The organism is Ruminococcus sp. AF31-8BH (assembly GCF_003460605.1).
In the GTDB taxonomy this organism is placed as follows: Bacteria; Bacillota; Clostridia; order Lachnospirales; family Lachnospiraceae; genus Blautia_A; species Blautia_A acetigignens.
This window is the reverse complement of the sequence record NZ_QTVN01000003.1, coordinates 257,835-280,040: the sequence shown is the minus strand read 5'-3', so window position 1 is coordinate 280,040 and position 22,206 is coordinate 257,835. Positions and strand designations below refer to the sequence as shown.

Below are 22,206 nucleotides of genomic sequence, written 5' to 3'. Positions count from 1 at the left end.
ACATCAGAAATGAATAATGAGAAAATCAAACCCAAATTAAACGGCACCGCCGAAACCATGCTTCAATGCTTTTATGCCCGTGCCATGCACAGCAAAAATCCCAAAAACAAATTTCACGATGCCAAGGCAGAGGAACTGATCGACCGTCTGGATTACGATTTCAGCAATGCAAAAAAAGATACCGCCATGAGCGGCGGAATTGTGGCAAGGAGCGTTGTTTTTGATGAACTGGTCAGTGAGTTTATTTCCAAATACCCGGACTGCACTGTGGTGAACATTGCCTGCGGACTGGACACCCGTGCATACCGTATGGACAATGGAAGGCTCACCTGGTATAACCTGGATCTGCCGGAAACCATAGAGGTGCGCGATTCAATCTATCAGGAAAAGGGCAGGATTTCAACGATCGCCTGCTCTGTTTTGGACGAAAAATGGGTGGAGCAGGTCAAAGTGCGGGGCAAAATGCTGTTTATCATCGAGGGGCTTACCATGTATATGACTGCAGACGAAGTAAAGAAGATGCTTGCAATTATACGGGATCATTTTGACAATGCCTATGTATGCATGGAAACCCTGTGTCCTTACTTCGTGAAAAAAGAAGGAATCGAGAAGTCCATCAAAGCTACCGGAGCCACCTTTACCTGGGGTGCCAACTGCTTTGACGACCTGGGAGACATTGCCGCAGGTTTCCGAAAAGTAAAAGACGACAACATCGTCCGCGGCATGCTAACCCTGACCCCTCTGTACGGCCTGGTAGCCTGGATGCCTATTGTGAAGAAATTCGCACAGAAGATTCTGGTATTTGAGAAAGCATAAAGAACAAACAAATTTAGAAAATATTACAGACAGCAGGTGGATTTTCGCCCGCTGTCTGTTTTCCGCTTGGAAACCTTAACTTATTTCATTTTATTGTAACTTCATCTTTTAATTTTTTTAGCTTCACTGTGCAGTGCACGATCAGATAAACATAAAATACAAGCAGGATACTGCAAATTACACTAAAAATAATATTACCTACACTTTCGGCAGAGATTCTTGTGGCGTTTGGAACCACGGCGCACAGGAAAATGGCCAGAATCGGGAGTAAGCGGACTTTGATCACATGCGCAATCATAGCGGCACGGGATTCATTATCAGAAAACAGCTCGCCGTCATTTTCTGTATGTACCTCTGCAGCTGGCTTCCTAAAATATAGCCATCCTACACAATGTTCGAAATATTCCCAGTTATAATCTTTCATCATTTGCATATAATCTGCATTTTCTCCGTTGTTTTTGAAATCAAGACGGTAGATTACATCCTCTGGCTGGCATTTCTCGAAATGATAGAAACAGGGCGGAACCATTTTCACAAGCTTCCATCCACTTTGGTGTTCTTTTCTCAGCCAGATTTCTTCTTCATTAAAGTCGGCAATTGTGTAAAATCTGATTTTAACTTTGGTCTCGCTCATACTATATTTCCTCCATGCTGTTTCTATACAGTCGTTTAATGCGCTGAATTTCCAGATCCAGTATTTCCCGTCCAAGAGGGGTGATCTGGTATAATTTTCGTTTCTCTTTTTCAGCAAAAAAGGCGATAAGCCCATCTTTTTCCATTTTGGAAAGAGTTCCGTACATAGTTCCCGCACTGATGGAAACTTCTCCATCTGTCATCTTTTTCACCTGCAGCCCAATTCCATACCCATGCTGCGGCTTCTGCAGACAAAAAAGAATGTAAAACCCTGTTTCCGTCATGGGAACATAAATCCTTTTTAATTTACTGTCCATATGTCCTCTTATACATTTTATTTCGATGTATCGAACTTCGATATAATGATTATATCGAGATTCGATATATATGTCAATGAAAATTTTGCACAATATAAGAATAAAAAATATTTAATGCGAACAATAGAGCATACATTTTTCTTCCAGCAACTTAAAATTGCAGCATCTCATAGCAAGGGAAGAGTCAGGCTTGGCAATGCATTTTTGATATAACTTCAGGGCTTTTGCGTGCAATGTGGTTTGAAGCTTATCAATTAGGTATTTTTCTTTTTGCAAAAGATATATATAATCTGTTTTTTCTTTGGAATTTTTAAAAGAACGGAATTGGTCGATTTGATTGTATTTTAATTAAGTTAGGCAGAAATCAGGAACCGGAATCATATTGTTGAGATTTAGTACGGCATAAAGATATCCAGTGCTTTCATCCTGGAGTTTGTGAAAATCCAGACTGTTTGCCATTTTTTGATGTTTGGGTTTTGCAGAAGAAAGGGGAACATAATAATGAAATTCGCCAATGGTAAAAAGAATGCCGACATGAAGTATTTATCTGTAGTTTTAGTATATGCAAGCTGCAATGAAAAATCAATAGTTTTTTGAAAAATTTATAATGTATTTTTACCCATTAACCAGAAGAGTGACTTGAGTGTCCTGCCCAGATAATGTATAATAAAAAAGATCACTGAAAAAATACAAAAAGGAGGCTGGTTCCATGTTGTTTTTAGAATATCCTAAGTGCTCCACCTGCCAGAAAGCGAAGAAATGGCTGGATGGGCACGAAATTTCATATACAGACCGTCACATTGTAGAGAATCATCCCACATACGAAGAGCTGAAGGAATGGTACCAGCGAAGCGGACTTCCGCTGAAACGATTTTTCAATACAAGCGGCATGCTTTATAAAGAAATGCAGTTAAAGGACAAACTGCCGGAAATGAGTGAGGATGAGCAGCTTTTGCTTCTTGCTACCAATGGCATGCTGGTAAAAAGACCGCTGATCGTGGCAGAGGATTTTGTGCTGACCGGATTTAAAGAAGCTGAGTGGGAAGCAAAACTGTTATAAGAGTGCGAAAAGAATCACAGGGGAAACACAGCTGAAAAACTGCATATGTCCTGTGAGATTCAAAAGCACTTTTTCCATGAAAAGAGAAGAAACAAGCAGGAGGAGAAAAATGAGCAGAGTAAATTTCGGAGTAAAACCCTGGTTATATCCAATGCCGGTACTGATCGTAGCAACCTATGACGAGAATGGCGTACCGGATGCAATGAACGCAGCCTGGGGCATTATCACAGACATGAACGAGATCAGTATCAGCATGGGCGAGCACAAAACAACAGAAAACATTGCCAAGACAGGTGCTTTCACCGTAAGCATGGCAACCGCGGATACCGTAACTGCCAGCGATTACGTTGGAATCGAGTCTGCAGCTAAGGTACCGGACAAGTTTGCGAAATCCGGTTTCCACGCGACCAGAAGCGAATTTGTAAACGCGCCTCTGATCGATGAGCTTCCTATGGCACTTGAGTGTAAAGTGAAAAGCTTCGACAACGGCATTCTGGTAGGGGAAATCGTGAATATCAATGCAGATGAGAGCGTGCTCACAGACGGACGCATTGACCCTGCCAAATTAAAACCAATCAGCTACGATCCGGTGAACAACGACTATCTGGTCCTTGGGGAGAAGGTAGGAAACGCTTTCAAAGACGGCCTGAAATTAAAATAAACCCAGTATACGAGGAGAAAAAATTTTATGTTAAATCAGTTTTCAAGAACCCAGCTGCTTCTTGGAGAAGACGGCATGAAAAAGCTTGCCAATGCAAGAGTGGCTGTGTTTGGAATCGGCGGTGTAGGCGGATATGTGTGCGAAGCTTTGGTACGAAGCGGTGTGGGTGCCTTTGATCTGATCGATGATGACAAGGTGTGCCTCACCAATCTCAACCGCCAGATCATTGCAACCCGCAAAACAGTAGGCAAATACAAGACCGCAGTCATGAAAGAGCGTATGCTGGAGATTAACCCGGATGTGGATGTACAGACCCATAACTGCTTTTTTCTGCCGGAAAATGCAGACGATTTTCCGTTTGAGGACTACGACTATATTGTAGATGCAGTAGATACAGTAACGGCCAAGATCGCCCTTGTAATGAAAGCCAAAGAAAAAGGCGTTCCCATCATCAGCTCCATGGGTGCCGGAAACAAGCTGGATGCAAGCCAGTTCAAAGTAGCAGATATTTATAAGACCAAAGTATGTCCCCTTGCCAAGGTAATGCGCCGCGAGTTGAAGAAGCGAGGCGTGCGCAAGCTGAAGGTGGTATATTCCGAGGAAGTGCCCACAAGACCAATCGAGGATATGTCCATCAGCTGCAGAACCCATTGCATCTGCCCGCCAGGAGCCAAGCATAAGTGCACGGAACGCCGTGACATTCCGGGAAGCGTAGCATTTGTGCCGTCCGCTGCAGGCCTGATCATTGCAGGGGAAGTGGTGAAGGACCTTTGTGCTGCATCCCCAAAATAAGATTTTATGTTACGGTTCTTTGGAAATATTTCGCGAAAATTCGAAATACAGGTTTCTCAATCCTTACTTGACGCATACAGTTTTTAGTGCTATATTTGGGAATACCAGAATCAAAAAGCTGTTTGTTCTTGCAAGGGAGAGGCTTTTGAAAAGGTAGAAAAAAGAAGATAAAGTTAGAAAAACGCTCTGCAGATGCTCCAGACCTGAGGATTGTGCTTAAAAAAGTGAGAGTTGTGCAGATTTTCTAAAAAGCGGAAAATTTCTGTTATAATAAAAAATGTAAAGTACGAGGAGGCTTTGGGAGAGCTTTGGTAAAAGAAATAGCCATATGTGATGACGTAGAGGTTGAACGATTTGTGCTGCGACGTCAGCTGATGGCGTACTTTCGAACAACCAGTGGGGAGGCGCAGATCCGGGAATTCGTTTCCGGTGAAAGCCTTCTTGCAGAAATCGAAGACGGTTATATTTGGCCGGATCTGATTTTTCTTGATATTTATATGGGTGAGTTGAACGGAATTGATACTGCCAGAAGACTGCGCAAGCTGGGGGTAGAAGCACCCATTATATTTCTGACTGCTTCGCCGGATTTTGCTCTGGAGAGCTATGAGGTGGAGGCATCTGGTTATCTGTTGAAGCCTGCTGATGAGGAGCAGACGAACGCTCTTTTGCAGCGCCTTTTGCGAACAGACCTTCGCAGGCGGATTGCGGTGAAATGCAGGCGGCAGTTCCGATATCCATTTATAGATGACATATTGTATCTGGAAAGTTACCGCCATACAGTGACAATACATATGCTGGATGGTTCTGAAATTGTAACTGTAGATAAGTTAGGTGAGCTGGAGAAGAGAATCGATGACCAGCGTTTTTTGCGTTGCCATCAGAGCTATCTTGTAAATATGGAACACATTGCAGATGTGCAGGAGGATTTTATCCTTCGAAATAAAGCCAGCGTGCCGATCCGGGTGAGGGGACGCAAGGAAGTGGTGGATGCCTATAACGACTACTTTACCAGACAGTCCGCGAAGCGTTAGGGCGTGACTGAAAAATCATTCCCGCAATCTGCACGCCCCACTTTGCGGCATATTTTGCCCGAATTCAGTTGCTATAGGATAGGAAAGGCGGTACGTCAGTGAATGCATACAGAAGAGAAAAATGAACAGAATATAAGGCAGCAGGAAGCTGTCCACAGGCTGCATGAATGCTGCACAGAGGAAAATCTGTGGAGATGCATTGCAGAGTTTCAGAATACCAGAATGTGGACTGCTTCCGGGCTGCCCTTTCAATATAAACTGAAAGTAGGAAGAAACGGCAGATTTACCAAGGAACTATGGGTAGACAGAAGAGAAGACAGCAAAAGTCTGGCGTGGAGTTCTGTGAAGCTGGCTTTTCACTCTTTGTATGATGCGGAGGCTGAAACAAGCCAGGAAAACATAGAGTGTATGGAATCTATGAAGCATACCGATTACACAGATCAGACAGATCAGGCGGAGGGCACTAGGATCCGGAAATATCATTATAATAAGAAGCTGGTTCTGCGCCCGAAGGCGCTTGGGGATATCCGTGGAATTTCCTATATTTATGCATTGTTTTACAGATTTGAACTGATTGAAGTGCCGGAGAAATCCAGGGAAAAAATGAATCAGGAGCCAAGCGAGGCTATAGAATAAGAGGAGGCAGGCAGCATGTGTACAGCAGCAACTTATAAGACGAAAGATTTTTATTTTGGAAGAACACTGGATTATGAGATTTCTTATGGAGACCAGGTGGTAATTACACCAAGAAATTATGTATTTGACCTGCGCAGCGGCGGTCAGCTGAAAAGCCACTATGCTATGATTGGAATGGCCTGCGTTATGCAGGACTATCCGCTGTATTATGATGCGGTAAATGAGAAAGGGCTTGGGATTGCAGGGCTTAATTTCGTTGGAAATGCCCACTACAATAAACCAGTGGCAGACAAGGATAATATTACCCAGTTTGAGCTCATTCCCTGGATCCTTGGAAAGTGCACAACTGTGAAAGAAGCAAGAGCCCTTCTTGAGAATCTGAATCTTACAGATATCCCATTTATGGAGAAGCTTCCCATGGCGCAGCTTCACTGGATCATTGCGGATAAAGAAGCGTGCATCACCCTTGAGTGTATGGAATCCGGAATGAAGGTTTATGACAATCCGGTAGGCGTTCTTACCAACAATCCGCCATTTGACTATCAGATGTTTAATCTGAATAATTATATGCACCTTGCCGTAGCAAACCACCCAAACACCTTTTCTGACGAGCTGGTCTTAAACCCGTACAGCCGCGGTATGGGCGGCATGGGACTTCCGGGAGATCTGTCTTCCCAGTCTAGGTTTGTGAGAGTTTCCTTTGTGAAAATGAATTCCCTTTCCGGTGATTCCGAGGAAGAGAGCGTCAGCCAGTTTTTTCATATTCTTGGCAGTGTGGATCAGCAGAGAGGCTGCTGCAAGCTTGGGGAAGATAAGTATGAGATTACCTTATACACCTCCTGCTGCAATACGGATAAAGGAATCTATTATTATAACACCTATGATAATCACCAGATCAGCGCAGTGGATATGCACAAGGAAGATTTAGATGGAGAAAAGCTGATATCCTATGCTTTGGTAAAGGGAGAGCAGTTTTTCAAACAGAATTAGAAGGTTTTACCGAATCCTGCGATAACAGCAAAGACCCAATATGAACTTCGGGCAGACAGAAAATTCCATCTTGCAAATTTGCAGACAGGTGTTATAATTGACCTATCATAGAATCAGTGGCGAATTCATATGAGTTCGCCATTTTCTATAAGATTAACCTGGCACTCAATACAACGGAGTGCTGATAAAACAAGGGAGGAAACATGTATGATCACAATACCAGTTTATGAACTTCTTCTTTTGCCGGGAGTTACATTTTTCTTTAAAAAAGATATGTTTCCGAAGGGCAGGATCACAGAAGAAAATATTGGAGAAGAGATTCTCTTTGTGTTACAGAAAAAAGAGATGGTTCCAGAAGAAATTTCCATGGAAAATATTTTTCCGGTGGGTGTGCTTGGAACCATTGAGAGCATAGATGAAGAAGGCAGCATTAAGGTAACGACGAAATGCAGGGTTCAGGTATCATCCGTAGAATATGCAGATGGCGCGGTGCAGGCGGAAGCAGTGGATCTGCCGGACATTCAGGATATTTCTCCAGAAGAGGAGAAGGAGAAATTCGATGCCATCAAGAAAGAACTGATGGATTTTGCCAAAGGTTTTCAGTGGGGCGTCTGGGTGCGCAGCATGATCTATCACTGGAAGAGTTATCCGGAAGCAATCTGCGCTTTGGCTGGCTATATGAGCCTTTCCTGGGAGGAAAAGTACCATATTCTTGAGGCGGATTCCCGGAAAGAGCGTCTGGAGCTGATGGAGCAGGCAGTCTATGAACTGATGGAGATTTTCCGTGTCAGTGAGGAAGCGGAGACTGCACAGAAGAATTCCAGTGAGAAGGTTTACCGCGAGTCCGCCATCAAGAAGCAGATTGAATTTCTGCAGCAGCAGCTGGACGAGATGCATCCGGAGAATATTTCCGATGTACGCCGTTTCGAGAAGAAAATCCAGGAGTCCGGCATGAACGAGGAAGCACGCAAGGAAGCCGAGAAGGTGCTGAGCCGAATGAAGCAGGAGGGGAAAGACAGCCATGAGTACGGAATGCTGTACGATTATCTTGATTTTGTTACAAGCCTTTCCTGGAAAACGGAGGAGCCGGCGAAGATTGACCTTGGTGAAGCGGAGGAAATCCTGGATGAAGACCATTACGGCCTGAAAAAAGTAAAGGAACGTATTATCCAGCAGCTGGCAGTTATGGCCTTAAATAAGAAACAATCCGGTTCCATTCTTCTGTTTGTAGGTGCGCCTGGTACGGGCAAAACCAGCATCGGACAAAGCATTGCCCGTGCCCTTCACCGGAAATACGTGCGCATCAGTCTTGGAGGAATCCGGGATGAAGCTGAGATTCGCGGACATAGAAGAACCTATATCGGCGCTATGCCGGGAAGAATTATGGAAGGGATGAAGCGAAGCGGCGCAGCCAATCCGGTTATGGTGCTGGATGAGGTGGACAAGCTTGCCAAGGATTACGGCGGCGATCCGGCCAGCGCTCTTCTGGAGGTACTGGATCCGGAACAGAACGGAAGCTTTACAGACCACTACATGAATGTGCCGTATGATCTGTCCAACGTATTATTTGTATGCACAGCCAACACTACAGATTCGATTCCGGAGCCTCTTTTGAACCGAATGGAAGTGATCCAGTTCCCTGGCTACACTGCAGTGGAGAAATTCCAGATTGCCAGACGCCATCTTTTGCCCAAGGCAATGAAGAGCATGGGAATCAAAGCCCAGAATCTGAAGGTGAGCGATGACGCAATCCGCCGGATCATTGAGGAATATACAGCAGAGGCAGGTGTACGCGGGCTGAAAAAGCAGATGGATGTGCTCTGCCGCTACGCTGCCGTGAAGCTGGTAAAAGGTGAGCAGAAGAGCATTACAGTCAGCGAGAAGCGGGTTCCAGAGTTCCTTGGAAATAACGGAATCCATCACGAAAAAATTCTGGAAAACCCAGCACCTGGCGTGGTAACCGGTCTTGCATGGACCAGTGCAGGAGGAGAGATTCTGTTCATTGAGACTTCTTTTACCAAAGGAAGCGGAAAGGTGATTATCACCGGACAGCTTGGGGATGTAATGAAAGAGTCTGCCCAGATCGCGATCACCCTTGTGAAATCCCTTTATCCGGATGCGGCAGAGAAGTTTGAGAAAAATGACCTCCACATCCACGTTCCGGCAGGTGCTGTTCCAAAGGATGGCCCATCCGCTGGAATTACCCTGGTGACAGCCCTTTCCTCTCTGGTAACAGGAAAGCCTGCTCCGGCAGAAATTGCTATGACAGGTGAGGTTTCTCTACGTGGAGGGGTTATGCCCATCGGCGGTCTGCCGGAGAAACTGATGGCAGCCCAGCGGGCCGGTGTAAAACATGTATTCATTCCATATGAGAATGTGGACAACCTGGATGATGTGGCAGACGAGGTGAAGGAGAAGCTTGAGATTACCCCTGTAAAGACTGTACAGGAAGTGCTGAAGCAGGTTCTGAAATAAAGGGTAAATTTCTGAATTGGTAAAAACCACCAAAACATATTTTCGATATTTGGACTGCAGCAGTGAATTAATATTACAAAACCAGAAAAAAGTATGCTATAATAGATTCATCAAATAAAAACAGACTCTAATCCGAACAGAAGTTATGGAGGGAAATTTATGAAGAAATCCAAATTATTAGCAGCGCTTGTATGCAGCGCATCCATGTTGATCGGAAGTGTTGTTCCGTCAGTTCCTGCCATGGCAGATGCCATGAAGGTTGTAACATTAGGAGCAGACCTTTCCGAGGATCAGAAGAACACCATGCTGAGATATTTTAAGGTGGATTCCAGCCAGGTGCAGATCATCTATGTTACCAATCAGGACGAGAGAGACCACTTAAGTTCCTATGTTCCGCTGGAGCAGATCGGTACCAGAACCGTAAGCTGTGCTTATGTGAAGCCTACCACATCCGGCGGCATCAAGGTACGTACAGCGAACCTGAACTGGGTTACCTGTAATATGATCGCAAGTTCTCTTTCCACATCCGGTGTAACTAACTGCGAAGTGGTTGCTGCCTGCCCGTTCGAGGTATCTGGCACCGGTGCTCTGACCGGTATCCAGATGGCTTATGAGACAGCCAGCGGTGAGAAGCTTGATGAGACCAAGAAGGAGCTGGCTACTGAAGAGATGGTAGTAACCGGCAACCTTGCAGATTCTGTAGGACAGAATGATGCTACTACAGTCATCAACCAGGCGAAGATGCAGGTAATCGCAGACAATGTGCAGAATGCAGATGACATCTACAACATTGTAGTAAATATTTCCAATAACAACAACGTATCTCTTACAGATGATGAGCTGAACACCATCGTAAGCCTGCTGACCCAGATCGCACAGCAGAATTACGATTATTCCGAAATGCAGGAGACTCTGGAGCGTGTGAATGACAACGTGACAGGTCAGGCAGATGAGAGCACAGCAGCAGACAGTTCCGAGGAAGATCCGGACAGCATTGTAAATGACGTAGATCAGAGTGCTCTTGGAGACAATGTAATCGAGAGTTCTACAGAGGACCCGGGACTTGCTGAAGAGACTGGCGCTTCTGACAGCAGCGACAGTGAAGACTGGGAAGAGTATCCGACAAGTGATGATTCTTCCGACAGCAGCGATGCAAACACAGAGGATGCTGCAGCTGACACCTCAGATGGAACCGATGAGTCTGGTTCTGATGAGATTACCGATATTTCCCAGCTGAATGCAGATTTCCTGGATGAGGATGCCCAGGCAAAATTCGAGAAAGCCAAGACTTTCTGCCAGGGTGAGTATGAGGGTGATGAGGATGCGCTTCGTCAGGTTATGGGCGATGATTCAGCTGCACTTGTAACACTGGATTCTGATACAGCCAATAAGCTTTCCATCCAGGTTCTTGAGAAATACCTTGGAATCCTTGGCAATGGAGCAGTTACTTACTCCGCAGACGGCACAGAGAAATACATGACTCCAGAGCTGAATATGCTGGATGAGCAGCTGAAGAAGCTTTTCGGAATTGATATCATTGATGACGGTTCCTCTATCGAGGATATCGATATTCTGGGTGCAGATGTATCTGACGAGGATAAGGATACCTTATACAAAGACACTATGAAGTTCTTTGAGAATCTTTACGGTGAGACAACAGACAGCGCAGAATACAGCGATGCAGTTGTAGATGACAGCGCAGCTGATGGGGCAGGAGAGGATTCCTATTCCGAAGACACAATTGAGGATGCTGCTGAATAAACAGGACAACTGTTTTGGGGAGACTTTGGTCTCCCCTTTTCTTATAGGGGAAAAGAGATTCTGCCAGGATGGAACTTGTGGAAGTGCTTTACAATTAAACTGACCATGCAAAAAAGTTTGAAAGTGGCTATTGGCGAGAAGACAGTATGTGGGTAAGATAGTGCTGATTATACAGGAACAGTATTTTGTTCCAGGAAAGGCAGAGAAACTATGAACAAACAGAACACTACCGTTATGAAACTTGCAGAGACAGCTCTTCTTGCTGCACTTTGCTACGTATCTTTCACATTTTTGCAGATTAAGATTCCGGTACCTGGCGGGGATGCGACTTCCCTTCACATTGGAAATACCTTCTGTGTACTTGGAGCACTGCTTCTTGGCGGCTGGTACGGCGGCCTTGCAGGAGCAATCGGTATGACCATCGCAGACCTTATGGATCCGGTTTACATTACAGGAGCACCGAAGACCTTTGTGCTGAAGCTTTGCATCGGCCTGATCACAGGACTGGTTGCCCACAAGCTTGCTAAGATCAATGAGACCAATGACAAGAAATACGTTTTCAAATGGAGTCTGATCGCATCTATCGCAGGTCTGGCATTTAATGTAGTTGCAGATCCGGTTGTTGGATACTTCTACAAACAGTACATTCTGGGACAGCCTCAGGAAGTAGCAAGCATTCTTGCAAAATTAAGCGCAGGCGCAACCTTCGTCAATGCGATCGTATCTACCATCCTGGTAGTTATTCTTTACAATGCCATCCGTCCGGCGCTGATCAAGGCGAATCTGATCGATGTCCATGTAATGGCATCTGCTAACAAATAAATATAAGAACTTCTATACTGGCTTCAGATTTTGCAGTGCAGAATCTGGAGCCATATTTTTTCCTAAGTTCATTTTTATAAAAATTTAAGATTAATGAAATTTCTGTGACTTTGCCCTGGAGACGCTGGAAATACTGGTAAATTGAAACATTGTGTGCTAAAATGATAGCTAAATCGCAAAAGCAAAGGAGAAATGCTATGAGTCTGGCAGTAGTAACCCTGAAAAAGGGAGAGGGACGACTTTTAAAATCCGGCGGCATGTGGATTTTTGATAATGAAATAGCTTCTGTAATGGGAAGCTTTGTAAATGGAGATATTGTTCTTGTTCATGATTTTGACGGCTATCCGCTTGGAAGGGGATTTATCAATACCAATTCCAAAATTGTGGTACGTCTTCTTTCCAGAGACGAGAATACAATGATCGATGAAGAATTTTTCGAGAAGAGAGTTTGGGACGCATGGGAGTACCGTAAGAAGGTGACGGATACCTCCAGCTGCCGCGTGATTTTCGGAGAGGCTGATTTTATCCCGGGATTTGTTGTGGATAAGTTTTCTGATGTGCTGGTGGTACAGTCACTTGCTCTTGGAATTGACCGCTACAAAGAGATGCTGGTAGAACTTTTGAAGAAGGTTCTGGCAGAAGATGGAATCCAGATCCGCGGTGTTTATGAGAGAAGTGACGTGAAGGTCCGCAAGCAGGAAGGAATGGAGCCATACAAGGGATTTATAGGTGAAGAATTTTCAACTCTGGTGGAGATCGTTGAGAATGGCGTGAAGTACCAGGTAGACGTAAAGGACGGACAGAAGACAGGATTTTTCCTGGATCAGAAGTATAACCGTCTTGCCATCCAGAAGCTTTGCAAAAATGCAAGAGTGCTGGACTGCTTTACCCATACCGGATCTTTTGCACTGAATGCAGGATATGCGGGCGCTAAGGAGGTTACCGGAGTGGATGCTTCCCAGCTTGCTGTGGATCAGGCAACAGCCAATGCGGCACTGAATGGTCTTTCTGATACGGTGAAGTTTATCTGTGAGGATGTGTTTGACCTTCTTCCGGCTCTTGAGGAGAAGGGGGAGAAGTATGATGTGGTGATTCTGGATCCTCCGGCCTTTACCAAATCCAGAAGCTCCATTAAGAATGCAGTAAAGGGATACCGCGAGATCAATCTTCGTGCCATGAAGCTTGTAAAGGACGGCGGATTTCTGGCAACCTGCTCCTGTTCTCATTTTATGGATTATGAGCTTTTTACACAGACCATCGGACAGGCGGCTAAGAATGTGCACAAGCGTCTCCGTCAGGTAGAGTACCGTACCCAGGCACCGGATCATCCGATTCTGTGGTCCGCAGATGAATCCTATTATTTGAAATTTTATATTTTCCAGGTTTGCAGCGACAGATAGTCTGGAGCTTTTTTTAACATACTCTGATAAGAAAGAAGGTATTTCATTGAGAGAAAAATTTATCCGGTTTATGCAGGGACGAAACGGAGTTGACCAGTTTTCCAGATTTACTATGGGAGTGGCACTGGTTGCAATCGTGCTGACTTTGTTTACAGGAACCAGAAATGGACTTGGGGCGTTCCTGGACATTCTGGGAATGGCAGCTCTTGTCTATACGTATTACAGGATTTTTTCCAAGAATATTTCCAAGCGCTATGCAGAGAATCAGAAATATCTTTCTGTTTCCGCCAAGTATAGATCCTGGTTTCAGAAAGAGAAGCGCATGATGAGCCAGCGTAAGGATTATCATATTTACAGCTGTCCGGGATGCGGCCAGAAGATCCGTATTCCAAGAGGCGGCTTTAAGAAAGTGGAGATTGAATGTCCGAAGTGCCATACCAAATTTATAAAGAGGCGCTGATATGTTTGGATATATTGTAATGAATAAGCCGGAGATCAAGATGAAGGATTTTGACCTGTACCGATCCTTTTACTGCGGCCTGTGCAGGGAACTGCGGGAAAAATACGGAATCTCCGGTCAGATTACACTGAGCTACGACATGACTTTTGTGATCCTGCTTCTTTCCGGGCTTTATGAGCCGAAGACTTATAAGGGGACTACCCGCTGCATCCTTCATCCGGTTCGGAAACAGCCGGTGAGGAAAAGTGAGGTCACAGAGTACTGCGCAGATATGAATGTCCTTCTTACTTATTACAAGTGTCTGGACGACTGGAAGGACGACCGGAAATATGTGAAGCTTGGCTATGCGAAGCTTCTTGAGGGGAAAAATAATCGCCTTCTTAAGCTTTATCCGGATAAGGCGAAGCGGATCGCAGAGCTTCTGGATGAACTTGGTGAGCTTGAGAAAGCAGGGGAGACAGATGTAGACAAAATGTCCGGTATTTTTGGTCATATTATGGAGGAGATTTTTGCCTACAGACAGGACGAGTGGGAGAGAAGCCTTCGCAGAATGGGCTTTTATCTTGGCAAATTCATCTATCTTCTGGACGCATATGATGATGTGGAAGAGGATGTGAAAAATGAAGATTACAATCCTTTCGCACAAAAATATACAATGGAAGGGTTTGAAGAGGAAGTACGCCGGATTCTTCTTATGATGATGGCAGAAACCTGCAGAGAATTCGAGAAGCTTCCTATTATTAAATATGGGGATATTCTTCGGAACATTTTATATTCTGGCGTGTGGTGCCGCTTCGAGGAAGTGAGCAAAAAGCGCAGGGGAGAACGGGAGAAAGAGCATGTTAGATCCATATAGCGTACTGGGAGTTTCCAGAAATGCGACAGACGAAGAGATAAAAAAGGCATACAGAAAATTAAGCCGGAAGTACCATCCAGATGCAAATATCAACAATCCCAATAAGGATCAGGCAGAGGAGAAATTTAAGGAAGTCCAGCAGGCGTACGAGCAGATCATGAAAGAGCGGGAGTACGGAAGTGCCGGCGGCTCCTCTGGCGGATACGGGGGATATGGCGGTTTCGGAGGATTTGGCGGCCAGCAGCGTCAGAGCACTTACGTGGATGAAGAAAGTGTCCGCAGACGGGCAGCAGCCAATTTTGTTCAGAGCGGACATTATCAGGAAGCCATGAATGTACTGAATTCCCTTTCCCAGAAGAATGGAGAATGGTATTATCTTTCCTCCATGGCGAACATGGGTATGGGGAATAATGTGAAGGCGCTGGAGCAGATCCGCGAGGCTGTGCGCCTGGAGCCAAATAACCAGCAGTACCGCATGCTTCTGAACCGTATGGAAGGCGGCGGAAGCTGGTATGAGACACAGCAGGGACCTTTTGGAGGAATGCCGGCGGCAGGGGATGACATGTGCCTGAAGCTTTGCCTGGCAAATGCCCTTTGCGGAATGTGCTGCCCTGGAGGCGGCGTGCTCTGCTGTTGATAAAATTTCCTGAAAGGGTTTAGAGCCTTTCTCAAACATGCTCAGGCTCCTTAGTTTTTTCTAAAAAATAATTGACAACACAACTGGCACGTATTAAACTGTTAAAGCGTGAAATAGAGTTGCCGCAGGTAGATTCTGATCTGGAAGCGGAAGCAGAATATCCCATATGCGGTGGTATAGGAGGAATCAGAGAATGAGTATTCGTATTGGTATCCTGGGCTATGGTAACCTGGGACGTGGAGTAGAATGTGCAATCAAACATAATCCTGATATGGAACTGGTGGGCGTATTTACCCGTCGTGCTCCTGAGACTGTTAAGATCCTGACTGAGACAGCCAAGGTATATTCTGTAGATGACGCAGAGAAGATGAAAGACCAGATCGACGTTATGATCCTCTGCGGAGGAAGTGCTACCGACCTTCCGGAGCAGACACCGAAGTATGCGCAGTGGTTTAACGTAGTAGACAGTTTTGATACCCATAAGAGAATTCCAGAGCATTTTGCCAATGTAGATAAGGCTGCTTCTGAGAATGGTCATGTTGGAATTATTTCCGTAGGCTGGGATCCTGGAATGTTCTCTTTGAACCGTATGTATGCAAATGCAATCCTGACTAACGGCAAGGATTATACATTTTGGGGCAAGGGCGTAAGCCAGGGACATTCTGATGCAATCCGCCGTATTGATGGTGTTAAGGATGGCAAGCAGTACACAATTCCGGTAGAGTCCGCACTGGAAGCTGTAAGAAGCGGCAAGAATCCGGAGCTTACCACAAGAGAGAAACACACAAGAGAGTGCTTTGTAGTAGCAGAGGAAGGTGCTGATCTTGCGAGAATCGAGAATGAGATCAAGACCATGCCGAATTACTTTGATGAGTATGACACCACTGTACACTTTATTTCTGAGGAAGAACTGAAACGTGACCACAGCGGTATTCCGCACGGTGGTTTCGTAATCCGCAGCGGCAAGACCGGCTGGAATGACGAGAACAATCATGTGATCGAGTACAGCCTGAAGCTGGATTCCAACCCGGAATTTACTTCTTCTGTTATCATTGCATATGCAAGAGCTGCATACCGCATGAACCAGGAAGGACAGAAGGGCTGCAAGACCGTATTTGATGTTGCACCGGCTTACTTAAGCGCATTAAGCGGCGAAGAGTTAAGAAAGACCCTGCTTTAATTCACTGGCTTTGTTTTAGGAAGAAGTGAGACTTCGGACTGAGAAAATAGAAATAGACAGATAGTTAAGAAGGCAGTTTCTGCATATCACAGAGGCTGTCTTCTTTTTGTAAAAAAATCCGGTGAAAATGTTGTGCAAATTTTACAGAGTTGTACTTTAATGTTGACGGAAAAGGGTTTCTGTACTATAATGAGCTACATAAAGATGTAACAACTTTGTAAAAACTTGCACTGATAAATAACAATTATGAAAAAAGGAAGGTAAGCATGCAAAGCAGAATCAAAAAATTCAGATGGTGGACACTCCTGTTACTGGTGATGGTTATGGCAGCTGGAGTTACATGCCGTGCTACATCTAAGGATGTTCAGGCAGCTACGAAGACCGGATTTCGTAAAGAAAATGGAAAAACCTACTACTACGATTCCAATGGTCAGAAACACAAAGGATGGCTGACATTAAGGGGAAGAAAATATTATTTTAATAGAAATACTGGTGTTCAGATAAAAGGATGGGTGAATGCGTCACAGGGCAGAAAGCGTTATTTTACCAGCGGCTCTGGAGCGATGGTAACCGGGTGGCTTACCAATTCTAAAGGACAGAGACGTTATTTTGATCCGTCCACAGGATATATGAAAACTAAATGGCTGAAGCTTGGAAACAAGACATATTATCTGTATTCTAAATCAGGTATTGCTGCTACAGGGTTTGTAAAGGATAGCAAGGGAAATACCCGTTATTTTACTAAGACAGGAATCATGGCTACAGGATGGCTTACCAGTTCTTCCGGAGCGAAACGATATTTCCAGGCTAATGGAGTTATGGCGAAAGGCTTTAAGAAGCTCAATAACGTTACATACTATTTCTATAAAGGCTCTGGAGTGATGGCTACAGGCTGGGTAAACAATACAAGCAAGGGTACCAAGTATTACTTTAACAAGTCAACAGGCGCAATGTATACAGGGGTACAGACCGTTGACGGCAAGAAATATGAGTTCTCAAGCTCCGGTATCTGCCTGGGTGAGAAGAAGGACGACCCATCACCAAGTGGAAATACAGGAAGCAAGACCATTAAGAATTACCTTGCAGGTGCGCTGAAACCGGTTGGAAAAGCTCTTTATGTCTGGGGCGGCGGCTGGAATGATTCTACCAGAAAGGGCCTTAGCTCCACTATGACAGACTGGTATAACAAGTGGCTTTCTAATCCATCCGGATATGATTATAACAATTATCGTGATCTCTCTGTTTCCAACAGGGCGAAAGGATTTGACTGTTCCGGCTTTGTGGGCTGGTCCGCTTATCAGGTAATGCAGACCAAGTCTGGTGTTGGTTCCGGATATACAGTAGTGTCTGGTGAAATTGGAAGTTATTATAAGAGCCTTGGATGGGGAACTGTTCTGAATCAGGCAGCTTTGTCAAAGGCAGGCTGGACACTGAAACCAGGTGATATTGGTTACAACTCTGGTCATACCTGGATCGTAATCGGTCAGTGCAGTGACAAGAGTGTTGTAATCGTTCACTCTACTCCTCAGGCTGGTGTTCAGATTTCCGGAACAACTACACCGACTGGAAATTATTCCAGCCAGGCAGTGGCTCTTGCAAAGAAATATATGGCAATGTATTCCGGATACAACAAATTCAATTATCATACATCCAGCGGAAACTATATCCGTAATGGTAATTATCTGAGATGGAACAGCAGTACTCTTTCTGATCCGGACGGATATTTAAACAAGACAGCTGATCAGATTCTTTATGATCTTTTTGGCAAATAATTTCACAGTGATTTACACAGGAGGAAATCAGTTTGAAACTGGTTTCCTCCTTTTTGAGTATTACGAATTACAAAAATCAATTTACGGTTGTGGGATTTTGCTTATAAGAACGCTGTATTTCTGGCAAATGAAATACAAATATATTACGAAATGTTACAGAAATTTAAAATTTATTGCATTTTAGGGTTGAAATGTTTGCGAAGCTGTGTTAATATGTAGCAAGATTGATTGAAATATTGCAAACATATTACAAATTTAGATATTTAGATTAAAAAATGAGGGTGACGAAACATGAAGAAAAGAATTGTATGTCTGACACTGGCAATTTTAATGTGCGGCTCACAGGCAGTAAGCGTAATGGCTGACCGCGAGAGCGACTTAAGAGAAGAGCAGGCTTGGACAAGCCAGCAGCTGGATGCTACATATGCACGTATGAATGCTCTCTGGGAGCAGAAACAGCAGCTTGAGAGCCAGATCGATTCCCTGAATTCCGATCTTGTTAATGTCATGGTTTCCATTCAGACTCTTGAGAATGATATTGCTTCCAAGGAAGCGGAAATTGAGAAAACCCAGGGCGACCTGACTAAGGCACAGAACGCCAAGGATAAACAGTACAGCTCCATGAAGAAACGTATCCAGTATCTTTATGAAAAAGGCGGAAACAATGCATGGTTCCAGATGATGCTCAACGCAGACAACCTTGCAGATCTTCTTACCAGGGCAGAGTACACACAGCAGATGTATGAGCAGGACAGAGAGAGCCTTCAGAAGTATGCGAGAACCATTGAAGAGGTTCAGAAGTTAGAAGATCAGTACGAGCAGGAGAAAGCTGATTTCGAGACAATGAAACAGGAGTATGAGGCACAGCAGTCCAATCTTCAGTATCAGCTGGATGTAACCCGTGCAAACAGTGCTGACTGCGAGAATGAGATCGCATACGCGCAGCAGCAGGCTACCGAGTATGCAAACCTTCTTGCAGAGCAGCAGGCTGAGATCGAGCAGCTTGAGGCAGAGCGTATTGCAGCTGAGGAAGAGGCAAGACGTCAGGCAGAGGCAGAAGCAGCCGCTGCAGCAGCTGCCGCACAGGAAGCAGAAGAGTCACAGAGTGATGAAAGCTATGATGACTACAGTGAAGATGATAGTGAGGACTACAGCGACAGTTCAGATACAGATGTTCAGTATGACGAGGATGGAGACGTTGTAAGCGGAAGCTCTGATTCTTCTTCTGATTATGAATATGATGAGTATGGAAACGTAATCGACAGCGATAATACAGTAGATTATGACAGCTACTCTGAAAGTTCTTCCAGCAGCTCATCCAGCAGTTCTTCCGGCTCAGGATCTTCTGTAGTGAACTATGCAACACAGTTTGTTGGAAATCCATATGTATGGGGTGGAACAAGCCTGACAAATGGTGCTGACTGCTCTGGGTTCGTACAGAGCGTATATGCAAACTTCGGCGTCAGCCTTCCGAGAACTTCCTATGAGCAGCAGAATGCAGGAACTGAAGTTTCCTATGCAGATGCACAGCCAGGAGATCTGATCTGCTACGGCGGTCATGTCGCAATCTACATGGGAAATGGACAGATTGTACACGCGTCCAACTCCAGAGACGGAATCAAGATCAGCGACAATGCTGCATACAGAACCATTACATCTGTAAGACGTCTTGTGTAATTGCAGCATAGGCCTGAATAAATACAGTACCTGCATCGGCGGGCATATTTAATGAAAGAATTTGAATCCCTCCCGGATCCTCGCTATGGAATCCGGGAGGTTTTTGATGGTGGGATTGTTTTGGGCTTTATGGTGAAAACTTGAGGGTGTCCGAAACAGAGTATAAAAGCGGAATTTGCTTTCCATAATTTTGATAAATAAATAACAGATTACGGGTTGACAAATACTTAGGCAGGTGGTACTATGATGTCAGTATAATTCCATATTGAACATATTAAGTGCTGGTAGCTATTAGCTGGCAGAAAGAGGGAATCAGGTGAGAAACCTGAGCGATCCGGTCACTGTAACAGAGGAGCAAGTCTCAGAGTCCATTGTGCGTATGCATGAGAAGGAGAGATGATGCGATGATTCTGGAGCCAGGAAACCTGCTTAGTATGGCGAGGTTAAACTTCCGATGAAAGTGTAACAACCAGTTTTAGGGAATCCGCAGCCCTGGAATGTTGTCCGCTTTTGTGAGTGGACATTTTTTATGGAATATCGCCTGTTCAGATGAATTATACAGATTAAATGGCAGGCGATACTACTTTGGATGAAACCGTTCCCTCCGCGTATATATGAACGGGTCATATTCTACCCCGGAGTAGCATCGCTCCCTCTTAAATATCTGCGAGAATTTTGAAGCCGCGTAAGCGGTTATTTTTTTATTTAATTGAAAATGATATAGAAGATTTCTACTATAAAAATCCTGCGGAAAAGGAATTTGTTAGGGCAGATGAGAAAGGAGCAGGAAAATGGAAAAAAATTATTGGGAAGGCAAGGAATATTCCTACTTCAGTCATAAGAACTGCGAATTTTTTCCCTGTCATAAAGGCGCAGATCCGGAGGATTTCAACTGCCTGTTCTGCTATTGTCCCCTCTATGCATTAGGGGATAAATGCGGCGGGAATTTCCACTACAACGAAAAAGGCTTCAAGGACTGCACTAACTGCCAGCTTCCCCACAAACGGAAAAATTATGGCTATGTCACCGGGAAGTATCAGGAACTGGCTGATTTGATGAAGAAGGTACGTGAAAATCAGGACGTAAAAGAAAAGTAAAACAAAAAGTTTCCCTACCCACAAATTGGGTGCAGGGAAACTTTTTATTTTGCAGATAAAATTAGCAGGAGCGGTATTTACTAACAAGTCGTTTGCTTGAACAATCACACACTACCGCATACTGAGAATCATCTTCAGCTTCGGAATCTGGTTATTCAGGATCAGTCCCTCCGGGAACATAGCCTGATGGACAAAATCTGCCGCATAAGTGAAATCCCCAATATGCTCTGCCCCATGACTGTCGCTGGACAGTACAATTGGAACCAGATATTTGCGGCAGCATCTTAAAATTTCCGCACAGTTGCTGCGGGTATCTCCGCGATAGCCATAAGGCGCAAGAGAAGCCTCATTCATCTCCAGAAGAACCCCATTTTCTCCGGCTGCCTTTACAACTGCATCATAATCTACCGGATACTGGGTATTATCAATATGCCCCAGAATCTTTACCATAGGATTTTTCATCACATTAAGAAAGGCTTTGGTGTTTTCCTCTTTGCTGGCTGGATGGAAATTCTGGGCGTGTATGCTGGCAATAGAATAGTCCAGCTTCTCAAGCAGCTCCTGCTCCAGGTCAACCTTGCCGTTCACATCCAAAATATTCAGTTCAATCCCATATAATAATTCCACATTAAAACGCTTCCGCGGCGAATAAGTAAGACTGCGGAAATAAGACGCGGTTCCTGCTGCAAGAGTAGCTGGCCCGTGGTCTGTAATGCCAAGAAGCTTTAACCCTTTGCGTGAAGCTGACTTAGCCATGTCGCTGATGGTGCAGCTTGTTCCGTGCCCGCTTGCGATAGAGTGGGTATGCATATCGGAAAGATACATAAAAAATCATCTCCTGTTAAGAAGTCTGTGCATTCGGAAAGTTTAAAAAGCTGTGAATGCCTGTACTGTTTTCAGTATGACAGAGCAGAAAAAGACTGTCAACTGTAAAATAAGAAAAATTTGGAAAAACAAATAAAAACAACACACAAACACAAGAAAAACCACATATATATGTAGGAAAAGTGTTGCTTTTTGTTGACAGTCAAAACACCGGATAGTATAATTACGGTAGAAAAACAGCAAAAGATTTTGTATATATATTAAACTTTCAGGTATGGGAATGCTGTATGCTGACGGCAGGATCAGCC

General features: G+C 44.6%; 21 protein-coding genes, 1 pseudogene and 1 riboswitch. Of the genes and pseudogenes, 18 read left to right on the top strand and 4 right to left on the bottom strand.

Translation table 11 applies throughout. The annotated features are described in order from the left end of the window. Window positions 1–9: 9 nt before the first annotated feature. Window positions 10–816 carry a class I SAM-dependent methyltransferase gene (locus DWZ38_RS05600; RefSeq protein WP_117850786.1) on the top strand — a complete coding sequence of 269 codons (807 nt, stop codon included), beginning with the start codon at window positions 10–12 and terminating at the stop codon, window positions 814–816. Between the two features lie 85 nt (window positions 817–901). On the opposite strand, the gene DWZ38_RS05595 is transcribed toward DWZ38_RS05600, so the two are convergent. The 3 genes and pseudogenes from DWZ38_RS05595 to DWZ38_RS05585 form a co-directional block, all read right to left on the bottom strand. Next, a complete protein-coding gene (locus DWZ38_RS05595; protein ID WP_021926148.1) occupies window positions 902–1,450 on the bottom strand; it encodes a DUF2812 domain-containing protein in 549 nt (182 codons plus the stop codon). A 1-nt stretch (window position 1,451) separates the two neighbouring features. Continuing rightward, a complete protein-coding gene (locus DWZ38_RS05590) occupies window positions 1,452–1,766 on the bottom strand; it encodes a PadR family transcriptional regulator (protein ID WP_117850783.1) in 315 nt (104 codons plus the stop codon). Window positions 1,767–1,877: 111 nt separating this feature from the next. Next, window positions 1,878–2,294, bottom strand: a pseudogene (locus DWZ38_RS05585) (type III toxin-antitoxin system ToxN/AbiQ family toxin). Between the two features lie 181 nt (window positions 2,295–2,475). On the opposite strand from DWZ38_RS05585, the gene DWZ38_RS05580 reads away from it, so the two are divergent. From DWZ38_RS05580 to DWZ38_RS05500, 17 genes are all read left to right on the top strand, one after another. Beyond that, a complete protein-coding gene (locus DWZ38_RS05580) occupies window positions 2,476–2,826 on the top strand; it encodes an arsenate reductase family protein (RefSeq protein ID WP_021926146.1) in 351 nt (116 codons plus the stop codon). Window positions 2,827–2,935: 109 nt separating this feature from the next. Continuing rightward, on the top strand, window positions 2,936–3,487 hold the full coding sequence (locus DWZ38_RS05575) for a flavin reductase family protein (protein WP_021926145.1): 552 nt from the start codon (window positions 2,936–2,938) through the stop codon (window positions 3,485–3,487). Between the two features lie 27 nt (window positions 3,488–3,514). Further along, window positions 3,515–4,279 (top strand): tRNA threonylcarbamoyladenosine dehydratase, encoded by a 765-nt coding sequence (locus DWZ38_RS05570; protein ID WP_117850780.1) that lies wholly within the window; start codon window positions 3,515–3,517, stop codon window positions 4,277–4,279. Window positions 4,280–4,587: 308 nt separating this feature from the next. Continuing rightward, window positions 4,588–5,310, top strand: a complete 723-nt coding sequence (locus DWZ38_RS05565) for a LytTR family DNA-binding domain-containing protein (protein ID WP_021926143.1) — start codon at window positions 4,588–4,590, stop codon at window positions 5,308–5,310. A gap of 102 nt (window positions 5,311–5,412) precedes the next feature. Further along, a complete protein-coding gene (locus DWZ38_RS05560) occupies window positions 5,413–5,946 on the top strand; it encodes a hypothetical protein (protein WP_021926142.1) in 534 nt (177 codons plus the stop codon). Between the two features lie 15 nt (window positions 5,947–5,961). After that, on the top strand, window positions 5,962–6,936 hold the full coding sequence (gene bsh / locus DWZ38_RS05555; protein ID WP_117850778.1) for a choloylglycine hydrolase: 975 nt from the start codon (window positions 5,962–5,964) through the stop codon (window positions 6,934–6,936). Window positions 6,937–7,143: 207 nt separating this feature from the next. Beyond that, window positions 7,144–9,411, top strand: coding sequence for an endopeptidase La (lon, locus tag DWZ38_RS05550; protein WP_117850775.1), 2,268 nt, complete (start codon window positions 7,144–7,146; stop codon window positions 9,409–9,411). A 159-nt stretch (window positions 9,412–9,570) separates the two neighbouring features. Continuing rightward, window positions 9,571–11,172, top strand: coding sequence for a DUF1002 domain-containing protein (locus DWZ38_RS05545; RefSeq protein WP_117850772.1), 1,602 nt, complete (start codon window positions 9,571–9,573; stop codon window positions 11,170–11,172). A 210-nt stretch (window positions 11,173–11,382) separates the two neighbouring features. Further along, window positions 11,383–11,994, top strand: coding sequence for an ECF transporter S component (locus DWZ38_RS05540; RefSeq protein ID WP_021926138.1), 612 nt, complete (start codon window positions 11,383–11,385; stop codon window positions 11,992–11,994). Window positions 11,995–12,191: 197 nt separating this feature from the next. Further along, window positions 12,192–13,394: a class I SAM-dependent rRNA methyltransferase gene (locus DWZ38_RS05535; protein ID WP_021926137.1), complete on the top strand. Its 1,203-nt coding sequence runs from the start codon at window positions 12,192–12,194 to the stop codon at window positions 13,392–13,394. A 46-nt stretch (window positions 13,395–13,440) separates the two neighbouring features. Then, window positions 13,441–13,854, top strand: coding sequence for a hypothetical protein (locus DWZ38_RS05530; RefSeq protein WP_021926136.1), 414 nt, complete (start codon window positions 13,441–13,443; stop codon window positions 13,852–13,854). 1 nt (window position 13,855) lies between these two features. After that, entirely contained in the window at window positions 13,856–14,710 is an 855-nt protein-coding gene (locus DWZ38_RS05525) for a DUF5685 family protein (RefSeq protein WP_021926135.1), read from the top strand. After that, window positions 14,694–15,347: a J domain-containing protein gene (locus tag DWZ38_RS05520; protein ID WP_117850770.1), complete on the top strand. Its 654-nt coding sequence runs from the start codon at window positions 14,694–14,696 to the stop codon at window positions 15,345–15,347. The genes DWZ38_RS05525 and DWZ38_RS05520 overlap by 17 nt, the downstream gene beginning before the upstream one ends. Window positions 15,348–15,540: 193 nt before the next feature. Next, the gene (locus DWZ38_RS05515; protein ID WP_021926134.1) at window positions 15,541–16,527 is read left to right on the top strand and encodes a diaminopimelate dehydrogenase; all 987 of its coding nucleotides are present in this window, start codon (window positions 15,541–15,543) and stop codon (window positions 16,525–16,527) included. A 266-nt stretch (window positions 16,528–16,793) separates the two neighbouring features. Further along, window positions 16,794–18,299 (top strand): N-acetylmuramoyl-L-alanine amidase family protein, encoded by a 1,506-nt coding sequence (locus tag DWZ38_RS05510; protein WP_117850767.1) that lies wholly within the window; start codon window positions 16,794–16,796, stop codon window positions 18,297–18,299. Between the two features lie 291 nt (window positions 18,300–18,590). Continuing rightward, window positions 18,591–19,976 carry a C40 family peptidase gene (locus tag DWZ38_RS05505; protein ID WP_021926132.1) on the top strand — a complete coding sequence of 462 codons (1,386 nt, stop codon included), beginning with the start codon at window positions 18,591–18,593 and terminating at the stop codon, window positions 19,974–19,976. A gap of 259 nt (window positions 19,977–20,235) precedes the next feature. After that, a riboswitch (cobalamin riboswitch) is annotated at window positions 20,236–20,424 on the top strand. Window positions 20,425–20,767: 343 nt separating this feature from the next. Continuing rightward, complete coding sequence (locus tag DWZ38_RS05500) at window positions 20,768–21,073, top strand: cysteine-rich small domain-containing protein (protein WP_021924987.1); 306 nt, start codon at window positions 20,768–20,770, stop codon at window positions 21,071–21,073. 111 nt (window positions 21,074–21,184) lie between these two features. Here DWZ38_RS05500 and DWZ38_RS05495 read toward each other — a convergent pair whose 3' ends face one another. Continuing rightward, window positions 21,185–21,898, bottom strand: coding sequence for a phosphatase (locus DWZ38_RS05495; protein WP_021924988.1), 714 nt, complete (start codon window positions 21,896–21,898; stop codon window positions 21,185–21,187). Between the last annotated feature and the right edge of the window lie 308 nt (window positions 21,899–22,206).

Bases quoted from the DNA above. Each gene is read 5' to 3' on its own strand.
- DWZ38_RS05600 (WP_117850786.1), top strand. From the start codon at position 10: ATGAATAATGAGAAAATCAAACCCAAATTAAACGGCACCGCCGAAACC.
- DWZ38_RS05595 (WP_021926148.1), bottom strand. From the start codon at position 1,450: ATGAGCGAGACCAAAGTTAAAATCAGATTTTACACAATTGCCGACTTT.
- DWZ38_RS05590 (WP_117850783.1), bottom strand. From the start codon at position 1,766: ATGGACAGTAAATTAAAAAGGATTTATGTTCCCATGACGGAAACAGGG.
- DWZ38_RS05580 (WP_021926146.1), top strand. From the start codon at position 2,476: ATGTTGTTTTTAGAATATCCTAAGTGCTCCACCTGCCAGAAAGCGAAG.
- DWZ38_RS05575 (WP_021926145.1), top strand. From the start codon at position 2,936: ATGAGCAGAGTAAATTTCGGAGTAAAACCCTGGTTATATCCAATGCCG.
- DWZ38_RS05570 (WP_117850780.1), top strand. From the start codon at position 3,515: ATGTTAAATCAGTTTTCAAGAACCCAGCTGCTTCTTGGAGAAGACGGC.
- DWZ38_RS05560 (WP_021926142.1), top strand. From the start codon at position 5,413: ATGCATACAGAAGAGAAAAATGAACAGAATATAAGGCAGCAGGAAGCT.
- bsh (WP_117850778.1), top strand. From the start codon at position 5,962: ATGTGTACAGCAGCAACTTATAAGACGAAAGATTTTTATTTTGGAAGA.
- lon (WP_117850775.1), top strand. From the start codon at position 7,144: ATGATCACAATACCAGTTTATGAACTTCTTCTTTTGCCGGGAGTTACA.
- DWZ38_RS05545 (WP_117850772.1), top strand. From the start codon at position 9,571: ATGAAGAAATCCAAATTATTAGCAGCGCTTGTATGCAGCGCATCCATG.
- DWZ38_RS05540 (WP_021926138.1), top strand. From the start codon at position 11,383: ATGAACAAACAGAACACTACCGTTATGAAACTTGCAGAGACAGCTCTT.
- DWZ38_RS05535 (WP_021926137.1), top strand. From the start codon at position 12,192: ATGAGTCTGGCAGTAGTAACCCTGAAAAAGGGAGAGGGACGACTTTTA.
- DWZ38_RS05525 (WP_021926135.1), top strand. From the start codon at position 13,856: ATGTTTGGATATATTGTAATGAATAAGCCGGAGATCAAGATGAAGGAT.
- DWZ38_RS05520 (WP_117850770.1), top strand. From the start codon at position 14,694: ATGTTAGATCCATATAGCGTACTGGGAGTTTCCAGAAATGCGACAGAC.
- DWZ38_RS05515 (WP_021926134.1), top strand. From the start codon at position 15,541: ATGAGTATTCGTATTGGTATCCTGGGCTATGGTAACCTGGGACGTGGA.
- DWZ38_RS05510 (WP_117850767.1), top strand. From the start codon at position 16,794: ATGCAAAGCAGAATCAAAAAATTCAGATGGTGGACACTCCTGTTACTG.
- DWZ38_RS05505 (WP_021926132.1), top strand. From the start codon at position 18,591: ATGAAGAAAAGAATTGTATGTCTGACACTGGCAATTTTAATGTGCGGC.
- DWZ38_RS05500 (WP_021924987.1), top strand. From the start codon at position 20,768: ATGGAAAAAAATTATTGGGAAGGCAAGGAATATTCCTACTTCAGTCAT.
- DWZ38_RS05495 (WP_021924988.1), bottom strand. From the start codon at position 21,898: ATGTATCTTTCCGATATGCATACCCACTCTATCGCAAGCGGGCACGGA.